This is a genomic window from Staphylococcus equorum (assembly GCF_001747895.1).
Lineage (GTDB): Bacteria > Bacillota > Bacilli > Staphylococcales > Staphylococcaceae > Staphylococcus > Staphylococcus equorum_A.
On the sequence record NZ_LNNB01000031.1, the window covers coordinates 54,863 to 74,851 of the forward strand.

At 33.3% G+C, this 19,989-nt stretch carries 20 protein-coding genes; 9 read left to right on the plus strand and 11 right to left on the minus strand.

Features of this window, described 5'->3' with window-relative positions; all coding sequences use genetic code 11:
* Position 1 precedes the first annotated feature (1 nt).
* The 5 genes from AST02_RS12915 to AST02_RS12935 all read left to right on the plus strand — a co-directional run bounded on the left by AST02_RS12915 (position 2) and on the right by AST02_RS12935 (position 5,441).
* Positions 2–769, plus strand: a complete 768-nt coding sequence (locus AST02_RS12915; protein WP_069818115.1) for a thiazole synthase — start codon at positions 2–4, stop codon at positions 767–769.
* Positions 766–1,767, plus strand: a complete 1,002-nt coding sequence (locus AST02_RS12920) for a ThiF family adenylyltransferase (RefSeq protein ID WP_069818116.1) — start codon at positions 766–768, stop codon at positions 1,765–1,767. The genes AST02_RS12915 and AST02_RS12920 overlap by 4 nt, the downstream gene beginning before the upstream one ends.
* A 141-nt stretch (positions 1,768–1,908) precedes the next feature.
* On the plus strand, positions 1,909–3,774 hold the full coding sequence (nrdD, locus tag AST02_RS12925) for an anaerobic ribonucleoside-triphosphate reductase (protein WP_256092407.1): 1,866 nt from the start codon (positions 1,909–1,911) through the stop codon (positions 3,772–3,774).
* A complete protein-coding gene (gene nrdG, locus AST02_RS12930; protein ID WP_069818118.1) occupies positions 3,771–4,307 on the plus strand; it encodes an anaerobic ribonucleoside-triphosphate reductase activating protein in 537 nt (178 codons plus the stop codon). The genes nrdD and nrdG overlap by 4 nt, the downstream gene beginning before the upstream one ends.
* 150 nt (positions 4,308–4,457) lie before the next feature.
* A complete protein-coding gene (locus tag AST02_RS12935; RefSeq protein ID WP_069818119.1) occupies positions 4,458–5,441 on the plus strand; it encodes a choloylglycine hydrolase family protein in 984 nt (327 codons plus the stop codon).
* Positions 5,442–5,582: 141 nt separating this feature from the next.
* On the opposite strand, the gene AST02_RS12940 is transcribed toward AST02_RS12935, so the two are convergent.
* From AST02_RS12940 to AST02_RS12955, 4 genes are all read right to left on the minus strand, one after another.
* The gene (locus tag AST02_RS12940) at positions 5,583–6,149 is read right to left on the minus strand and encodes an NADPH-dependent FMN reductase (RefSeq protein ID WP_069818120.1); all 567 of its coding nucleotides are present in this window, start codon (positions 6,147–6,149) and stop codon (positions 5,583–5,585) included.
* Between the two features lie 10 nt (positions 6,150–6,159).
* Positions 6,160–7,221: an LLM class flavin-dependent oxidoreductase gene (locus AST02_RS12945; protein ID WP_069818121.1), complete on the minus strand. Its 1,062-nt coding sequence runs from the start codon at positions 7,219–7,221 to the stop codon at positions 6,160–6,162.
* 13 nt (positions 7,222–7,234) lie between these two features.
* The gene (locus AST02_RS12950; RefSeq protein WP_069818122.1) at positions 7,235–8,161 is read right to left on the minus strand and encodes a VOC family protein; all 927 of its coding nucleotides are present in this window, start codon (positions 8,159–8,161) and stop codon (positions 7,235–7,237) included.
* Between the two features lie 257 nt (positions 8,162–8,418).
* On the minus strand, positions 8,419–9,036 hold the full coding sequence (locus AST02_RS12955; protein WP_069818123.1) for a GntR family transcriptional regulator: 618 nt from the start codon (positions 9,034–9,036) through the stop codon (positions 8,419–8,421).
* Positions 9,037–9,151: 115 nt separating this feature from the next.
* Here AST02_RS12955 and AST02_RS12960 point away from each other — a divergent pair, with 115 nt between their 5' ends.
* Genes AST02_RS12960 through AST02_RS12970 form a run of 3 tightly spaced genes read left to right on the plus strand, consistent with a single transcriptional unit; the run spans position 9,152 to position 12,801 of the window.
* Positions 9,152–10,027 carry an NAD(P)-binding domain-containing protein gene (locus tag AST02_RS12960; protein WP_069818124.1) on the plus strand — a complete coding sequence of 292 codons (876 nt, stop codon included), beginning with the start codon at positions 9,152–9,154 and terminating at the stop codon, positions 10,025–10,027.
* Positions 10,028–10,040: 13 nt separating this feature from the next.
* Positions 10,041–11,423 carry a four-carbon acid sugar kinase family protein gene (locus AST02_RS12965; RefSeq protein ID WP_069818125.1) on the plus strand — a complete coding sequence of 461 codons (1,383 nt, stop codon included), beginning with the start codon at positions 10,041–10,043 and terminating at the stop codon, positions 11,421–11,423.
* 16 nt (positions 11,424–11,439) lie between these two features.
* Positions 11,440–12,801, plus strand: a complete 1,362-nt coding sequence (locus tag AST02_RS12970) for a gluconate:H+ symporter (RefSeq protein WP_069818126.1) — start codon at positions 11,440–11,442, stop codon at positions 12,799–12,801.
* A gap of 75 nt (positions 12,802–12,876) precedes the next feature.
* Here AST02_RS12970 and AST02_RS12975 read toward each other — a convergent pair whose 3' ends face one another.
* The 4 genes from AST02_RS12975 to AST02_RS12990 form a co-directional block, all read right to left on the minus strand.
* Complete coding sequence (locus AST02_RS12975) at positions 12,877–13,554, minus strand: ABC transporter ATP-binding protein (RefSeq protein ID WP_069818127.1); 678 nt, start codon at positions 13,552–13,554, stop codon at positions 12,877–12,879.
* A gap of 18 nt (positions 13,555–13,572) precedes the next feature.
* Positions 13,573–14,622 carry an ABC transporter permease gene (locus AST02_RS12980; protein WP_069818128.1) on the minus strand — a complete coding sequence of 350 codons (1,050 nt, stop codon included), beginning with the start codon at positions 14,620–14,622 and terminating at the stop codon, positions 13,573–13,575.
* Positions 14,623–14,836: 214 nt separating this feature from the next.
* Positions 14,837–15,265 (minus strand): pyridoxamine 5'-phosphate oxidase family protein, encoded by a 429-nt coding sequence (locus AST02_RS12985; RefSeq protein ID WP_069818129.1) that lies wholly within the window; start codon positions 15,263–15,265, stop codon positions 14,837–14,839.
* Between the two features lie 91 nt (positions 15,266–15,356).
* Entirely contained in the window at positions 15,357–15,932 is a 576-nt protein-coding gene (locus AST02_RS12990; RefSeq protein ID WP_069818130.1) for a LysE family transporter, read from the minus strand.
* A gap of 129 nt (positions 15,933–16,061) precedes the next feature.
* On the opposite strand from AST02_RS12990, the gene AST02_RS12995 reads away from it, so the two are divergent.
* Positions 16,062–16,610, plus strand: coding sequence for a helix-turn-helix domain-containing protein (locus AST02_RS12995; RefSeq protein WP_069818131.1), 549 nt, complete (start codon positions 16,062–16,064; stop codon positions 16,608–16,610).
* A gap of 97 nt (positions 16,611–16,707) precedes the next feature.
* Here the strand turns inward: AST02_RS12995 and AST02_RS13000 are convergent, their stop codons facing one another.
* From AST02_RS13000 to AST02_RS13010, 3 genes are all read right to left on the minus strand, one after another.
* On the minus strand, positions 16,708–18,276 hold the full coding sequence (locus AST02_RS13000) for an alanine/glycine:cation symporter family protein (RefSeq protein WP_069818132.1): 1,569 nt from the start codon (positions 18,274–18,276) through the stop codon (positions 16,708–16,710).
* Between the two features lie 230 nt (positions 18,277–18,506).
* Positions 18,507–18,929, minus strand: coding sequence for a DUF2871 domain-containing protein (locus AST02_RS13005; RefSeq protein ID WP_069818133.1), 423 nt, complete (start codon positions 18,927–18,929; stop codon positions 18,507–18,509).
* Between the two features lie 177 nt (positions 18,930–19,106).
* Positions 19,107–19,967 (minus strand): oxidoreductase, encoded by an 861-nt coding sequence (locus tag AST02_RS13010; protein ID WP_069818134.1) that lies wholly within the window; start codon positions 19,965–19,967, stop codon positions 19,107–19,109.
* Positions 19,968–19,989: the final 22 nt, after the last annotated feature.

A 19,989-nucleotide genomic window follows, 5' to 3' on the forward strand; every position in this document is an offset into this window, starting at 1 on the left:
CATGTTCAATATAGGCGAATTTAAGTTGAATTCAAGATTATTATTAGGTACAGGGAAATTTGATAGTGAAGCGATACAAACGGAAGCAATCGAGGCGTCCGGGACAGAGGTTTTGACCTTTGCAGTACGTCGAATGAATTTATACGATAAAAATTTACCCAATCCATTAGCGAAAGTAGACTTAACTAAATTCATTACTTTTCCTAATACTGCAGGTGCAAAATCAGCAGAAGAAGCAGTCCGCATAGCTGAAATCGCAAATCATGCAGGTGTCTGTGACATGATTAAAGTAGAAGTTATAGGAGACGATGAAACATTATTGCCCGACCCGTTAGAAACGTATAAAGCTTGTGAAATCTTGTTAGATAAAGGTTATACAGTTTGTCCTTATATTTCTAATGATGTGGTATTAGCAAAACGATTAGAAGATTTAGGTGTGCATGCCATTATGCCACTCGCATCACCGATAGGCACGGGCAGAGGTATTAATAATCCTTTGAATTTACGTTATATTATCGAAAAAGTAAATGTTCCTGTCATAGTTGATGCGGGTATCGGTTCTCCTAAAGATGCCTGTCATGCAATGGAACTCGGTGCAGATGGTATCCTACTTAATACGGCAATATCTAGTGCACAAAATCCAGTGAAAATGGCCGAAGCAATGAAATTAGGTATTAATGCAGGTAGGTTGAGTTATGAAGCGGGAAGAATACCAGTGAAATACACAGCACAAGCTTCGAGCCCTACTAAAGGTATAGGATTCCTATGACACAACGCTATGATCGACAAATGCGTTATGAAGCATTTGGTAAATATGGACAAGCACAATTGCAACAGATACATGTCATGATCATGGGCGCAGGTGCGCTTGGAAGCCAATGTGCAGAGCTGTTAACTCGAATGGGTGTTGGTCAGCTCACTATTATCGATATGGATATTGTAGAACAATCCAATTTACACAGACAGGCTACTTATGTTGAAGCAGATGCCACGCAAATGCTGCCTAAAGTAGAAGCGTTAAAAATGCACCTTGGACAAATTAATAGTGAAGTTCAAGTACAGGCGTTATATCAAGAGATTACAAATACAAATATTGAAGTATTACTCTGTCAACATCAACCTGACATTGTTCTAGATGGAATGGATCATTTTGCGATTAGATATTTGATTAATGAAGTTTGTCATAAATTAGGTGTGCCATGGATTTATGGTGCAGCTGTAGGCAGTAAGGGCACAGTATATGCCATTGATTATCAGGGGCCATGCTTAAAATGTATGCTTAGTACAACGCCATCTACAGGGGAAAGTTGCGCAATAAATGGTGTGCTTCCTCCAGTGATTCACCAAGTGGCAAGCATGGAAGTCTCAGAGTTATTAAGGTGGCTGTCTGGAAAAGGTTTTTCTAAAAAATTAACAACGATGGATTGCTTTACGATGCAATATAAAACACTCAATATAGATTCATTAAAAAATAGTAACTGCCCTATCTGTAACGAAGGAAATTATGAATATCTCAACATGGCTCAACCAAATTCTATTGAAAAACAGTGCGGTAATGTATTTCTACTGAGATTTACTCCTCAAATATTTAAATATACAGATTTACTTCCAGTGAAAGTTATGAAAAGTAATCATTTCGCTAAAATGATATCTTATCGAGATTATCAAATAACGCTATTTAAAGACGGCAGAATGAACGTGTATGGTATTGAAAATGAAGGCCAAGCAGTAGCATTATATGAAGAATTTCTAAAATGCTTAAAGTGATAAATGAGCTAATGCATTTATTGCAAAAACAAACTAAAGTTCATGAAATGTTTAAAAATATATGACAAATTCGTTAACGTAGATGTTCATATTTGAATCGCTATATATAGTGTTATAAATTAAAATAAAACACAATATATAGTGAAGAGGGATAATATGAATAAACTTGAAACGAATTTAAAAAATCTTATTACTAAAGATCCTACAGTAGTTAATGAAAATGCCAATAAAGATAGTTCTACTTTTTCAACAATGAGGGATTTAACAGCGGGGGTCGTTTCTAAATCATATGCACTGGACTATTTACTTCCAAGGCATGTGGCTGAAGCACATAAACAGGGAGATATTCATTTTCATGATCTAGATTATCATCCTTTTCAACCGCTAACGAATTGTTGCTTAATTGATGCTGAAAGTATGCTAGAAGATGGTTTTCAAATAGGTAACGCAACAGTGACTTCACCGAAATCGATTCAAACAGCATCTGCGCAGTTAGTACAGATTATTGCGAATGTATCGAGTAGTCAGTATGGTGGTTGCACGATTGATAGAGTAGATGAATTGTTAAGTAAGTACGCTCAATTTAATGAGCAAAAACACCGCAAAGTTGCAGAAAAATTTGTGAATGCAGCGGATATTGATACATATGTGGATAATCAAGTGACACAAGATATAGGTGATGCTATTGAGAGCTTAGAGTATGAAATAAATACTTTATATACATCTAATGGACAGACGCCATTTGTAACACTTGGTTTTGGACTCGGTATAGATAAATATAGCCGTAAGATTCAGCAAGCAATTTTTCAAACGCGTATTAAAGGCTTAGGTAAAGACCGCATTACCGCAATTTTTCCTAAATTAGTATTTTCCATTAAAAAAGGCGTGAATTTCAGTGAATCAGATCCTAATTATGACATTAAACAACTTGCTTTAGAATGTTCTACAAAGCGTATGTACCCAGATATTTTAAATTATGATAAAACTGTGGAATTGCTAGGTGATTTCAAAGCGCCGATGGGATGCCGTTCATTTTTACCAGCATGGAAAAATGAAGCAGGTGAATATGAAAATAATGGTAGATGTAATCTTGGAGTAGTAACACTCAATGTACCACGTATTGCATTAGAATCTGATGGTGATATAGAACTATTTTGGAAATTATTCCATGAACGTATGAATATCATGCATGATGCGTTAGTGTATCGTTTAGAGCGAATAACAGAAGCAACACCTGATAATGCTCCTATTTTATATAAAAATGGCGCATTTAAGCATCGCTTAACAGACAATGATAATGTGATGGACCTATTTAAAGGTCAACGTGCAACATTATCTATGGGTTATATCGGTTTATATGAAGCGGCTACAGTATTCTTTGGTCCGAATTGGGAAAGTAAATCCAAAGGTAAAGCATTTACGTTAGCTATTTTAAAAGCTATGAAAATTTATCAACTGCGTTGGACAGACAAATACGATGTGTGGTTCAGCATCTATAGTACACCGAGCGAATCTTTAACAGATAGATTTTGCAGATTAGATCGAGAAAAATTTGGGGATGTTGCTGATATTACAGATAAAGGTTACTACCAAAATTCATTCCATTATGATGTACGTAAAGATATTACACCATTTAAGAAAATTGATTTTGAAAAAGATTATCCTGTGTATGCAAGCGGTGGGTATATTCACTATTGCGAATATCCAAAGCTCAATCATAATTTGAAAGCTTTGGAAGCGGTGTGGGATTATTCCTATGACAAGGTGAGTTATCTAGGGACGAATATTCCTATCGACCATTGTCGTAAATGTGATTTTAAAGGAGATTTCAAAACAACAGCTAAAGGTTATCAATGTCCTGAATGTAGTAATGATGACCCAACAACTGTAGATGTCGTTAAACGAACTTGCGGTTATTTAGGCAATCCTGTACAACGCCCGACAATTGAAGGTCGTCATAAAGAAATGTGTGCACGCGTTAAACACTTGAAAGATACGACATTATGAAAATCTTAGAAATTACTAAGGGACAAGGTTACATTGCTAAAATAGAAGCACAGAGCTTTGTTGATGGCGAAGGGGTGAGATGCAGTATGTATGTTTCTGGTTGTCCTTTTGCTTGTAAAAATTGCTATAACAAAGCTGCTCAAAACTTTAGATACGGAGAGCGTTTTAATGACTCGATTTTAGAAGAAATTATGAATTATTGCGAACCAGATTATATTTCAGGTTTAAGCATTTTAGGTGGCGAACCTTTCTGTAATGTAGATATTACTTTAAAATGTGCCCAAGTATTGAGACAACGTTTTGGTAATTCCAAATCGTTATGGGTATGGACAGGATTTTTATATGAATATTTAGTTCAAGATACTGCTGAGAGAAGGGCATTACTTGAGCTCATCGATGTATTAGTAGATGGGCCTTTTATCAATCATTTGTTTCAACCGAACTTACCTTATAAAGGTTCATTAAATCAACGCATTATTGATGTACCAACTTCATTGAGCACAGGCAAACGATGCGAATATATTACGAATTAAAAAAGAACTTAGTTTTTAATATTTTAACTCGGTTACGCAAGCGAATTAGTATTAATATAGTAAGAAGTTTTCTAATATAGAGAAGAACAAGAAACTGAATGTAATCACTATAGATAGAGATTGAGCATAGCGTAAAGGAGTAGATTATGAATGTGTACAGGATTTTCATTCTTATCAAAAAGTAACCAGGCGATTTTAGGACGAACAATGGATTTTGTCTATCATTTGGACGGACAACCCGCAGTACAACCACGTCATTTTTATTGGGAATCGCGTGTTGGATATAAAGGTGAGACGTTGTATGGTTTTATCGGAGCAGGCAGTGATATGGCAGGCTTTGTGTTTGGAGACGGCGTGAATGAACACGGCGTGGGCGCTTCCGTACAGTACTTTAGAGGTTATGCATCGTATGCTTCTGAAGTACGAGAAGGCTTTATAAATATTAGCCAAAACGAAATTATTACGTGGATACTTGGCTATAATAAAGATATTGAGGATTTAATCGAAAATGCTAAATCAGTCAATGTGGTAGCGCATGTAGTAAACGAGATTGCAGAAGTTCCACCACTGCATTATCACATTTCTGATGATACAGGCAGATCTGTCGAGCTTACTTTTCAAGATGGTCGTGTCATCATAAATGAAAACCCAATCGGTGTATTAACGAATAATCCAGATTTAAATTGGCACTATGAAAATTTAAGAAATTATACAAATATTACACCGCATAAACCACAGGAAAGTACATTTATGGGGCAACCGCTAAAATCCTTAGGAAATGAAGGGGGCACTTATGGGTTGCCAGGTGGCTATACAGCACCAGAGCGATTCGTGCGTACTGCATTTTTAAAAAATTATCTTATAAACAGTGACAAACCTGAGTATGATGTATTAGATGCTTTCAAATTATTAGATGGCATTAGTATTCCTAAAGGGGCTGTGCTTGATGAAAATGGAGAATTGCATTATACCCTTTACCAAACTGTGTTCAATTTAACAACACGCACAATGTATGTTAAATGGTACGATACAAACCAAATAACTGAATTGCAATTAACTGAAGACCTCATCACAAAAAAAGATATTATAGTTTTTGAAACAGCTAAAGGTTTAGTTACCAATAAATTGAATTAATAACACATTGATTATAATGATGAAAGATTAAAAAATACGGAGAGACGATGATATTTATCGTTTCTCCGTATTTTTATAAAAACACAACAATTTTATAATTAAAAATTAGCGTACTTAAGTTTAATTCGTGAAATTCACACATTAAAAGTCATACTGGTCATTTTCTTCTTCTATTATTTGTGAATACACTTTGGCGACGCGTAATGTTGATGTTGCTAATTCATCTATTCTAAATAAGATATCATCATTTACAATCGTACCTTGTGAGAAATCACGTTCTTCTATAAAGACATAAGTTTGAATAATGTGTGCCTTCATATAACCTAATATTGGTTTTAATTGTGTTTCAGGAATTAAATAATGCTTAGGCGAACCGGCCGTGGCTATGATTCCGATAACTTTATCTCTAAAAGCGTTAACAGGAAGTAGATCAAATACGTTTTTTAAAGTGCCAGGAATTGAAGCTTGGAATATTGGGAAACCAATAAAAATAATATCGGCTTGCATTAAGGTAGTAGTGAATTCTAAAGTATCGCCTGAATAATCTAAATAATTGCGACCATCACTAAATGACAAATTCAAATTTTTTAAATCAAAAAATTGAATTTCATGTTCTTCATTTTGATGAGAAATTGCTTCGTTTAAATATGTCATAGCTGTACTTGTTTTTGAACCGACAGTTGAACCGGATAGAATTACGATCTTCATACTAAGTCACCTACTTTTTCAGATGTTTTTTGACTCCAGGTATAATTTCATTACCGATAAGTTCGATGTTTTTCATAATTTTATCGAAAGGTACACCACCAAAATCAATTTGGGCCATAAACCTTTGATGATTATATAGTTCATGTTGGTAAAGTATTTTTTCAATGATTTGCTGAGGGCTTCCTACCATTAGGGCATCTCTATAATCAGGTGTATTTGCAAATTGTTGTTTTGGATAACCAGTACCTCTTATAAACGACATACCGACATTAATATGAGGGTAAAATTCACGTAAAGCTGCTTGGGTTGTATCAGCAGTATAGAATAAACTTGCTGTAGAAACAGGTAATGCTTCTGCAGAATTGTCAAAGCCATATTCTTTGGCAGTTAAACGGTATTCGTCTATAGCATTTTTAAATGCCATTGCTGGACCACCTAAAGTTGTAATCATCATTGGAATACCTTGACGACCAGCCTTGATGGCACTAGCAGCAGGGCCACCTACCGCTCTCCAAATGGGTAACACATTATCAACAGGCCTTGGATAAATTTCTATGTTATTTAAGTCAGGTCTGAACTTACCAGACCAAGTAATTTTATTTGTTTTATTAAGCTCTAAAAGTAAATTTAATTTCTCTTCATAAAGTTCGTCGTAGTCATTTAAATCTAAACCAAATAAATCAAATATACCAGTGCGTGATGCTCTTCCCGCTACGATTTCTGCGCGACCGTGAGAAATAAGGTCTAGTGTTGCAAAGTCTTCAAAAACTCTAACTGGATCAGCTGCACTAATAATAGAGGATGAACTAGAGATTTTAATCGTATTTGTTGCTTGTGCGATTGCACCTAAAATAACAGTGTGTGCCTGTGTAGTAAAATGTTCTTGATGGCTTTCACCAACGCCGAAAACATTGATACCTGCTTGTTCAGCTAATTGACTCGCTTCGATTAATTCTTGTATACGTTTTTCAGAACTTACTTTTTCACCTTTATGAGGATTAAGTAAGTGGTCTCCAAGTGAATAAAGACCAAATTCTAATGGGGTGTTTTCATTCATTTTTAATTTAGCCATATCGTATCATCCTTTATAAATCATGTAGTTTAGACTCTATTTCTGTTCTTTGGTTTTCCATAAAATCTGGCAAATTGAGTTGTTTTCCTAGGTTTTCAATATCTGTATCAACCGTGAATCCAGGTGAGGCAGTTGCAAATTCATACATAATACTATTATGTCGATAATAAAGAGATTTGAAAAAGTAGCGGTCTATAATACCACTATTATTTCCTGGGTTATGATTGATTGTATTTAATACGGCTTCTAAATTTGAATCTTTTGGTGTGTTCACGGCGATATGATGTACATATCCTTGACCAGGACGCGCACGTTCCCCTTGTTGTTCAATAACTACAAAATCAGTATACAAACCTTCTTGATCTAATGTCATAACTGTTTCGTCAGTGTCTTGACGAAGTGCGTAATTTAATTCGTTTTTTAAAAAATCGATTGTTGGTTGAGCTTTACGTACTCTAAGCTCAACGGGTCCCATACCTAATATTTGATGTTGTACAGGAACATCCGTATAAGGATTTTTTCTCCAAGTTGTGGGGATTTTATAATCATCGTTAACAAGCAATACGATTTCTAGATTATCGACATCTTTAAATAATAGTGCTGGCTGATTTAAATATGTCATATCAGTTGTCGTAATATTAGCATCTGTAAGACGTGACTTGAAATAAGATAGTGCAGCTTCATTTGGAACAAGTAGTGATAAACGATGGATAGAATTTGTACCAGGACGATTCTTACCTACATTTGGAATTTCAAAAAAACTTAGTAACGTACCGACAGAGCCAATTTCATCACCGAAAAATAAGTGATACATAGTTGGATTATCTTGGTTCACAGATTTTTCAACCAAGCGTAATCCTAATATTTGAGTGTAGAAGTTTTTGTTTATTTGAGCATCTTTTGTATACATTGAAATGTGATGATGACCGACAATATTCATATGTGTACCCCCGCATTATGATAATTTCTAGTTTTAATACTCATTACCTATTTAAAAGGAAATAAACCAATGTAGTATAAAAAGTATACTAGTTATCTATAATATATGTCGAAAGTGGAAAAAAAGCAATAACTGTGAACTATTATAAGTAATACATAGTTTTCATTTAATTATATTAGTTTTACAAATCTATAATTAGTCGAAATAAAAATAGGCATAGATACATTGAATTACTATGTATCTATGCCTATTTAATGTTATTCAGTTTTTTTAAAATCTAAATAATAGAGACTGAATTCTAAATCATTTTTTAGATGTGTTTCTAATAATTCAACAGCTAAATCTATGTCTCTGTTAAATAGTGCCGCAACAATTTCCTTATGTTCTTCGATTAATCCAGGACGGCGTTGATTAATCACAGTTTGACTAAATAGATAGATAAAACTTTTATATTTTTGATACGTATCGAGTATAAATTGATTATTTGTAGCTGCAATAATCTTTTGATGGAACTTGTCATTCGTTTCAATAATTTGAGATTCAGATTCTTTATCGATATTTATTTCGGCATAATTATTTAATTCTTCTAAATCTTCTTTTGTGTATACTACTGCTGCTTTTCTTAATGCATAGGTTTCTAATAAAATACGCATTTCAAAAATTTGTCTATATTCTTCACTTGTTGGCATGAAAATATAAGAGTTTTTAATAAAATATTCTAATTCTAGTTGTTTCAAAGCCTCGCGTATAGGTGTTCTGCTTACATCATACTTCTTAGCAAGTTTAGCTTCTGTAATCTTTTCATCTTTTTTTAATTCACCAGAAATAATATCATTTCTAATCTTTTGATAAACAGTTAATTCATTAGTGTTCAATTTCTTCACCTCATTATAATAAGTGTACTATAAATAATTCTTTGAATAAATGTATACATTTTAATCATTTTAGTATACAATAATGTTTGTAAACGTTTTCAGGAGGGTGTAATTTATGAAAATAGGATTTATTGGTCTCGGTATAATGGGAAAACCAATGGTTAAGAATTACTTGAAAGAGAATGTAACGGTTCTCGTTAATGATTTAAATAAAGAAGCAGAAGCAGAAGTTATTAATGAGGGGGCACAAGCAGTATCTGTAAAACAAATGGCTCAAGAAGTAGATCACATTATTACTTCATTACCTAATGGTGAAATTGTAAAAGCAGTTTTATACAGTGGAAAAGATGCAATTTTAAATCAGTCAGATATTAGTGTTCAGACAGTTGTTGATACAAGTTCGTTAACGCCAAATGAGTCATTAGAGATAAGTAAAGTTTTGAAAGAAAAGCAAATTAAATATATAGACGCACCTGTAAGTGGCGGTGAGCCATTAGCAATTACTGGTGAACTCTCAGTCATGATTGGTTGTGATGAATCAGATTTAGAAATCGTTCAGAGCGTTCTAAAACCAATTGCAAAATCTGTGATAAGAGTCGGTGATGTTGGTGCGGGAAGTGTTGTTAAATTGGCGAATCAAATTATAGTAAATACAAATATTGCAGCACTTTCTGAAGCAGTTGTACTTGCGAAAAAATTTGATATTGACTTAGAAAGTATGCATGAGGCAATTAAAGGCGGCCTTGCAGGTTCAAATGTTATGGAAGCAAAATTTCCTAAGATGATTGAAGAAGATTATCAACCTGGTGGCACACTTAATATAAACCTGAAAGATATGAAGAATGTAAGTTCAACAGCAGATACAGTTGGACTAACATTACCTTTAGCAAACCAAGTCAAAGAAATATATAAATCAGAAGTAGCCCAAGGGAATGGCGCAAATGATCATTCTGGTATTATAAAATATTTTGAAAAAATTAATAATATATAAATGAGGTGAGAAAGTGCTAACTGAAGATTTAATTAACCAAAAAAACAATGACGAGATTCATAAGCAGTTGGATGACTTTAAATATAAAATCATAGTTTTGGATGATGATCCAACTGGTACACAAACAGTTAAAGACTTACCTGTGTATACAGATTGGTCGGAAGATTTAATTGAAGATGGATTTAAGCAAGAGAATCATATGTTTTATATATTAACTAATTCTAGAGCATTGAATGAACAAGAAACGACAAAATTGCATCAGGAGATTAGTCGAAATATAGAATTGGTTTCTCGACGTTTAGACTACCCGTTTATTGTAATTAGTAGGGGTGATTCCACTCTAAGAGGTCACTTTTACCTAGAACCTAAGGTCTTAAGTGAAGCTTCAGAACAAGCATTTGATGCGGTGTTTTATTTACCGGAATTTTTTGAAGGTGAGAGGTATACATATAACGGCGTCCATTATCTTAAAGAAGATGGGAAATATACCCCTGTTTCTGAAAGTGAATTTGCCAATGATACTACATTTGGTTTTGAATCCCAAACGATGGCAGATTTTATAGAAGAGAAGAGTTCTGGTGACGTTAAAGCTGAAAATGTACACCATATTACACTATCTCAAATAAGAGAAAGAAATAAGGAAAGCATATTACAAACATTTCACGAAGTATCAAACTTTGATGCAGTAGTGGTAGATGCATTAAATGATGAAGATATGGATTATTTTGTCTCTTGTTTAACTGCATTTTTAGCGAATGATGATAAGAAATTTATGTTTAGAACAGCAGCGTCCTTTGTGAAATCGATGTGTCAGACTCCAGGTGAAATCATTAATCTAAATCAATTTAGTAATAATAACCATGGTGGTTTGATTATCGTTGGATCACATGTGAAGAAAACATCATTACAATTACATCATTTACTAAATAACACGCATATCACTCCAATTGAATTTGACGTTAAGTCAGTTAATAAAGCAGATTTAAACATATATATAGATAAAAGAATTCGAGAAGTAGAAGATTTAATTAAAAATAGTAAAGATGTGGTTGTGTATACTTCTAGAGATGTTATAAAAACTGAAGATTTAACAAATAATTTAGGGATTTCTACAAACATTTCAAATGCTTTGGTAGAAATTGTAAGGGGCTTAAGCATAAAACCAAAGTTTATTATTGCAAAAGGCGGAATAACTTCTAGTGATGTTGCAACTAAAGGTTTGGAAATTAAAAAAGCACAAGTAATCGGACAAATAACACAGGGTGTACCTGTGTGGCTGACTGGTGAAGAAGCAAAATATTCTAATATGCCTTATGTTATTTTCCCGGGAAATATCGGTAGTACAAACACGTTAACAAATTTATACAAAATGAACAGTAGTATAAAAGAGAATTAGAAAGTAGGGAGATAAAATGATGGGAGAAATGTGGCCATTAATTGCTGTAGTAATAGGGGTACTTATATTATTAATGCTAATTATTTGGTTTAAATTAAATACATTTATTGCATTAATCATTACTTCAATGGTAACGGGTATCTTGCTTGGTATGCCTTTAGACACGATTGTCACAACTATTGAAAAAGGTATGGGTGATACTTTAGGCAATATTGCTATAATCTTTGGGTTAGGTTCAATTCTAGGAAAACTGTTATCTGATGGTGGCGGCGCAACACGTATTGCGGACACACTTATAAATGTGTTTGGGAAAAAATATGTGACTTGGGCTATGATTATTGCATCATTCATTATTGGTATTTCATTATTTTTAGAAGTAGCATTTGTATTATTAATTCCATTAGTATTTACATTAGCAAAAAGAATGGAAATCTCAAATTTAAAAGTCGGATTACCAATGGCAACATCAATTGCTATAACACATGGATTTTTACCACCTCATCCAGGTCCTGTAGCGATTTCTGAAGCTGTTAATGCAAATATTGGTTATGTGTTAATGTATGGAATTATTATTGGAATTCCATTAGCAATTATTGTTGGCGGAACATTTCCTATAATTGCACATAAGCTGACACCAGAAGCTTTTAAAAGAGAAGGAAATCAAGCAGCAGTTGGAGAAATGAAGGAATACGATCAAGATCAATTACCTAGTTTTGGTATTAGTCTACTAACAGCACTTGCGCCAGTTATATTGATGTTATTGGCGACAGTGGTACAACTCATTACGGGTAATGATGATGGTAATGCCAACGGATTAGAAGGTTTTATTTACTTTATTGGTACTTCTGTAACTGCAATGCTTATCGCTGTGTTGTTTGCGATATATACAATGGGAATTAGACGTAATCAAACAATGAAGGAAATTATGGACACTGTGTCTAACGCAATTACACCAATTGCTATGTTAATACTTATCATTGGTGGTGGTGGGACGTTCAAACAAATATTAATTGATGGTGGCGTTGGCGACACGATATCAGAAATATTTAAAGGCACAGAAATGTCACCAATTGTTCTTGCATGGCTAGCTGCTGCTTTATTACGTACAGCATTAGGCTCCACGACTGTAGCGGCGATATCTTCAGTAGGAATTGTATTACCATTATTACAAACAGCAGATGTGAATATCTCTTTAGTAGTATTAGCAATTGGAGCAGGGAGTATTTTCTGTTCTCATGTTAATGATGCAGGTTTCTGGATGTTCAAAGAATACTTTGGTTTAACTATGAAAGAAACATTTTTAACATGGACACTACTAGAATCTATATTATCTGTGGTAGGTCTTATTTTAATATTAATCACAAATTTAATTATATGATTTTAATTATTAATTAAAATAAAAATATCCCTTCATAAATATGCACTTAAATGTGAATACTATGAAGGGATTTTATTATGCTTTGTTGTCCTGAGTGAGCGTAAGCATACCATCTTCCATGTGATATACACTATCACAATACTCAGTTAGTCGTTCATCATGCGTAACAACGATGCAAGTTTTGTTTTGTTCCATCGTTTGTTCTTTTAAAATTTTCATTACTTCCATTGCATTGTTCGTGTCTAATGAAGCGGTTGGTTCATCAGCTAAAATAATTGATGGTTTTGTATAAAGTGCTTTAGCAATTGCAACGCGTTGCTTTTGTCCGCCAGATATTTCACTTGGGAGTTTATTCTCAAGCACCGCAATATCAAGTTGCTTAACAAGTTGGTTATAACTTGCTTCGTCTAGCACATCTTTTTTCTGTTTTTGTAGTAACTTAAATTGCTGTTTTACATTTAGAAATGGCACAAGATTCGTAGCTTGAAGAATAAAACCGATTTCTTGCATCCTTGTTTTTGCTAATTCTTTCAGCGAAAGTTGAGATACCTGTTTATCATTGATGATAATTTCACCAGATGTGGGCGTCTGTAATGCGCCGGCCATTGTTAGGAATGTACTTTTTCCAGAACCAGAGGGTCCGATAATGGCAATCAGTTCATTTTTATTAAATTTCAAAGATGTAGGTTTTACAGCTTCAATTGTTTGATTCCCATCTTTAAAACTTTTAGTGACGTTTTTAAATTCTAGCATTTATTTATACACTCCTATTTATCCTATTGCCTTGAGTGGATCTACTTTTCTAATCGTCAATATCGAGAAGAGGCTACCTAATAGAGAAACTATGATAAGGACGACGCCGTATACTAATAACGTAGTAACATCAAATTTAACTGGGACCACACTTGGTAAAAAGGCACCAGTAAGTAAAGTTAGCGCAAGACCAATCACTGTACCAATCATCGCAATGATGAACGTTTGTGATAATACAACTTTTGCTAAATATCCATTTGTGAAACCTTGTGCTTTTAACACACCGAATAAATTAGTTTTTTGTAACGTAATGACATATAAAAAGATGCCAATCACTGTTGCAGAAATAATAAATAAGAATGTAATCATAAAGTTTAACGTTAAGTTTTGAGCTTGATAACCTGGTAAGTTTTCAACGAAACTTTCAATTTCTATAGCTTCTAAATCACTATTTAAATCTTGTTTATTCCAATCTTTATCTCTGACCACGACCGCATTGGTTTTATCTTCATTTAATGAAGGATTAATTTTTTGTATTGTACTATTATTAGAAAACAGCACTGGAGAGGCATTGTATTTAGCACTTTCACTAAAGCCTACAATTTCTAATTTTTCATCTGATTGTGATAACGATAATTTATCTCCTATTTTAAATCCTTTATCTTTTAGAGTTTTATCTGCTATTACTTCATTGTCAGATTTAACTTTTTTGCCTTCTATCATATCAGGGACTAGGAAAGAATCAGAAGTGACACCAAATAGTAAGGAATTTTCTTCTGCATTACCATTAGAAGCGATAACACCTGTCTGTTTTAAAGTCGTTTGTTTATCATATGTATTTCCGACATCATCTTTATTGAACGAAGACTGCTCTACAGTTTCATTTGCATCTTTATTTAATACAATAGCATCGGCTTGCCATTTATCGATACCTTCTCTATTCATATTCATCAGTCCGCTTGCTAAGCCAGATAAAAGGAAGAGTAGGTAACTAATCATAATCAAGACACCGATAATTAAGCTGAATTTCAACTTGTTACGTTTAATTTCATTCCATGCTAAAAACATAAATTACCTCCTATATGTAAATTGTCACTAGATTTATATAAATTAAAAAATTCATTTTCAACTTATTTTATAAAGCTTACTTCTATAATAACCTATTTAAATATAGAATGTATTCATTTTCTATGTGAAAAAGACAGTGTATCTTAAATCGTAGATTATTTAATGAAGGATAAAACACTTGTATAAGCTATTACTTATACAAGTGTTTTGAAAATTAACCCTCAAAATTTATAGTTTGTGGTTCGACTAATGTTTTATCATTCATTATCTTAATAGATTTTGGCTGAGCTTTAACTACACATAGTTCTGGGTCAGTTTTATTATCGAAAAATGATTTGTCTTGGTTTTGCCATAACCAATCAATTGTTTCTTGATCTTGAACAATTGATAATGTGGCATCAATTTCTAGAAAACTACGATTATTTGTATCATCGTAACCAATTAAAATATGTGCACGTGGGTTTGACTCAATTTCCTCAATTTTTATTGAGTTAACATTTGTTTTTGTATAAAGCGTGTTACCGTCATTATAAAAAATCATATATCTACTGTTAGGTATATGATTATATGCGGTAGATAACACCCCGACACGTGATGTGTTGAGTATTTCATTAATCTTGTTAGTTAAATTAGTATTATTCATATATGAATCACCTCTATATATTTTATTCCCTAATAATGAGAATTAAAAAGTAAATTCTGAGAAAATTTAATAAAGTTCAATTTGATAATAATCATTCTAAAATCATCATAAATGCTAAAACTACAAGACATGCAGACATACTAACTTTATAGATGAATTCATATTTTAATAGAAGTTTTTTAAAACAAAGACCCATAACGGCCCAGGCGACTGCACCTGAAACACCGATAAGTGCAATGATAATTGTATAACTCAGTGTAGCAAGAAAACTTATATTTTGAGTAGTGACATAGGTCACGATAGCAGTAAGTACATAAACGATTGTTTTAGGATTCATATATTGAAGAAGCAAACCATCTCTCATACGATACGTATTGCTTTGTTGAGCGTCTTTACTATCATGTTTAAATACAGAATAAGCAAGATACAATAAGTAAATAAATCCCACTATTTTAATTACAAATATAAAACTTGAAAAGTAAGCAGCCATATATTCACTAAATAACAAGCAAAACATGGAAAGCGTTAAAAAACCTAATCCAATACCAATTAAGAATTTCGCAGTGCCTTTAAGACCTAATTTTAAAACGCCGTCTAATGCTAATAAATTGTTAGGCCCAGGGGTATAACTCATAAAAAACGTATAAAAAATAAATGATATAAACAAATTGCATTCTCCCTTCATTATCCTGTATTATGGAAATATAATCATTAAAATTCCGCTCAATAGGATATTTCCTTTTAAAAGGATTTTATATCCATTAAACAGGAAAGTCAATATAAAAGGGGGCAAATAATGGAATTTCATAAAATAGTAGCTAAGAATATTTACTTATATAGAAAGAAAAATAAGATTAGCTTGGACAAATTATCAAAACTCACAGGGGTGAGCACATCTTCATTGAATGAAATTGAAAAAGGTAATACGATTCCTTCAATAAATACTGTTTGGAAAATTAGTAACGGTTTAAAATTATCGTTTAGTAGTTTAATGAATGAGGCAGAGTCAGATTATACACAGTTAAAAAAAGAAGATGTTGTACCTGTTACTGAAGATGAGGGGAAATATCGTGTTTATCCATATTTCCCATTTGAAAAGAGTAAGTCCTTTGAATTCTTTTATGTAGAGCTCGATCCAGGAGCAACATTAGATGCAGAACCCCATTTATCCGGTTCAGAGGAATCGATTATTGTAATTGATGGGCAATTAGAAATGCATTTAGAACATGAAACGCTTCATTTAGGCGAAGGCGATGCCTTGAGGTTCAAATCAGATATCTCTCATAGTTATATTAATAATGGAGAAAATATGACTCTAATATCTATGGTTATTGACTATCAATAAATTAAAACCCATGTTCCTCGATGTAGTTGAGGGCATGGGTTTTGTTATATAATTCATACTATAAAATAAGTTTATAAAGTTTTGCTCTGAATATTTATTATTCTTGTTTATGAGCATCTTCATTATTTTTTTCTCTGTTAAACCAAAAATATGCATTAGGAGCATCTTGTTGAGTGGGTTTATAAACAGCCAAGCTGCCAGAGCCTTTCGATTTTTTCTGATTTTCAAAATCTTTTAAAGCACGAAAGGCGGGTTTACATAAAATCCATATAGCTATAATATTTAGCCATGCCATCATACCAACACCTACATCGCCCATGGCCCACGCAGCATCAGCGGTTTTAATAGTGCCGTATGCAGTGGCAAAAATAAGTAGGAAACGGGTCAATGTAATATAAAAAATTGATTTTTTAGTACTCATATTTCTAGTAAGATACGCAATATTTGTTTCAGTAATGTACGAATAAGCTAATATGGTAGTAAATGCAAAGAAAAACAATGCAATAGCTATAAAATAAGAGCCGAACCCAGCAAAATTTGGATCAAATTGGTAGCTATCACCTTGAAATGCTTTATCGATACCAGATTGTACATACATGGCAGTCCCAGAAAAATCTTTAGAGCCATCTGCATTCAATACATAAACACCATTATCTTCAATTAAATTAGGCTGTCCCTGTGCATTCTCTGTGCCATCTGTTGTATTATAAGTTCCTGAAATTAAAATAATTAATGCGGTAGCTGTACAGACGAAAATAGTATCTATATAAGCTGAGAAAGCTTGTACAAGCCCTTGTTTTGCTGGGTGAGATACTTCTGCTGCTGAAGCTGCATGGGGTCCTGTCCCTTGACCTGCTTCATTTGAATATAATCCACGTTTTACTCCAATTTCAATCATTGCGCCAATAATGCCACCAAAAGTAGATTGCAACCCTAGTGCAGATTTAAAAATAAGTGCGAACAATGCAGGAACTTCTTCAATATTTAAAAAAATTACAATAACAGCTAATAAAATGTAAGCTATAGCCATAAAAGGGACAATTGCTGTTGCCATACTGGCAATGCGTTTAATTCCACCAAAAATGATAAGCGATAGTAATATCACGAGAAAAATAGTGACTGCCCATTTTGGAACGCTAAAAGCACTATGTAATGAAGTTGCAATTGCATTGGACTGTACGCCTGGCATTAAAAGTCCGATTGAAATAATAGTCACTATGGCAAATATTAACGCAAATATTTTCCCGAACTTTCCTCCAATACCATTTTCAATGTAATAAGCAGGGCCGCCTCTATATTCCCCATTTTCCTTTTGTTTATATATTTGTCCCAATGTAGACTCTACAAATGCAGTGCTTGCGCCTAGTAAAGCTGTCACCCACATCCAGAAGACTGCACCGGGGCCGCCAATAAATATGGCTGCTGACACACCAACGATATTCCCTGTGCCAACTCTGCCTGCTAAAGATAATGAAATAGCTTGAAAACTAGAGATACCTTGTGGAGATTTTTCTCCTTTGAATAATAAACGTATCATTTCTTTAAATTGTCTCACTTGTGCGAAGCGAGTAATAAGTGAAAATATCAGTCCTGTTATTAATAAACCAAAAACTAACGGAGGACTCCATATAATTTTATCTAAGAAATCAATGAATTCTGTAATCAAATTAATTCTCCTAACATAAAATGGATTTTATACTGACTTATGTAAGCGCTTGCTCGCAATTGTACACGTCTGAAATCTGTGAGCAAGAGTGTCAATTAATTCATTAACATTTTAATGAATTAAAATATGGAATTAATTTTTAATAATTTTATATATGGAGTGAATTGAAAAAATACAAAAAAATCTGTTCAAGTTTCTATTATTGAGACTTGAACAGATTTTTTGTTATGCTATTTTCTTTTTTCTGCAGTGGCGTTAATTCTTTTGTTTAATAACACAAAGAATAATATGAATGCGATAGAAATAAAGATGTGGCCTAAACCAGCAATGCCCGCGATTGCAGGACTTACACTGAATCCTTTGATAGTAGCAATACCATTCACAAATTGCATTGCTACAGTTACTAATACGCCTAAGTGGAAAATATAAAAGAAACTATTAAATAATTTACTATTACGAGTCAATTTAAGTTGGTGTTCGATAACCATGAAAATCAAGAACATAATTGTACCTAAAACTAATAAATGTGTGTGCGTTACATTTAATTGCGAATAATCGCTGAAATTTTCTCCTTTTGACATTTCTCTATAAAACAAACCACTAAGTAACCCTAATAAAGTATAAAAGGCAGAGCTGAACATTAATTTTTTCATTTTTTCTTCCTCCAAATTGTTAATAACTATAATATAAAGTGCTTTTATGAACTGTTTATGAACAGCATAAAAATAAATTAACAGTTTATAGCAATATGAAAGAAAAGCACGATAACGAATGAAATATAAATTTTAATATTGGTATATCAAGTAGAATAAATTTTAAAAAATAACATATTAATATTTTTGTTGTGCCAATAATAGTGGATAAATAGTATCGAGTACAGGTGTAACCAATTGATGTTCTCTTGCTTTTTTGAATAGAAAGCCTTGGATGCCTGCTATTTCTAATGGATTAGCTGAGATGATGTCATAATACATACTTGTGCCCATTTGATTGGGATAACCTTTGTAAATTGTCATAATATCATCGACAATGTCATCATCAAAATACACATTTTCAGCTTGTGCAATGGCTACACCTTCAACTAATAGTTGCTTGCAAAGGTGTTTGATACCCGGAACTTGAAGTACTTCGGCAGTGCGACGACTTAATGCAGTGACACTATTAATGGCTAAATTAACAAGCAGTTTATACCAAATGGCATAATCAATATCGTTTGTGAGTTCAACTTCTAAAGAAGAGCCCGCTACAATATCACGGAATGCACGCGTTTCTGGACCATCTTCTAAAATGAGTTTGTGATCACGATAATGCGTTACGGTAGAACCAGATTTTTGTCCGCTAATATAAACAACAGCTTGAAATACGTGAGGATGTTCAAAGCGTGACAACTGACCGTGCCCATTTTGAGCGAGTATAATAATGGTTTGCTCATGGATTAAATGTTCCATTTCTCTTAATACATCATCAAGTTGAGGTATTTTAACAGCAATAATTAAAACATCAACTGGATTTTGATCAGTTATTAATGGCGTAACCTGTAAAGTACGTTCATGTTCAGTATTATTATTGGCATAGTAAGTGAGCGTTTGAGGTCGGCGACCGAGTAAGCGTAAATCAGGATGTGTTGCTAAAAGATCAATTGCAATCGTGCTACCTACTGCGCCAGGTCCAATTATTGCAATTTTGTTCATGTTTTTAATTTCCTTTTCTAAG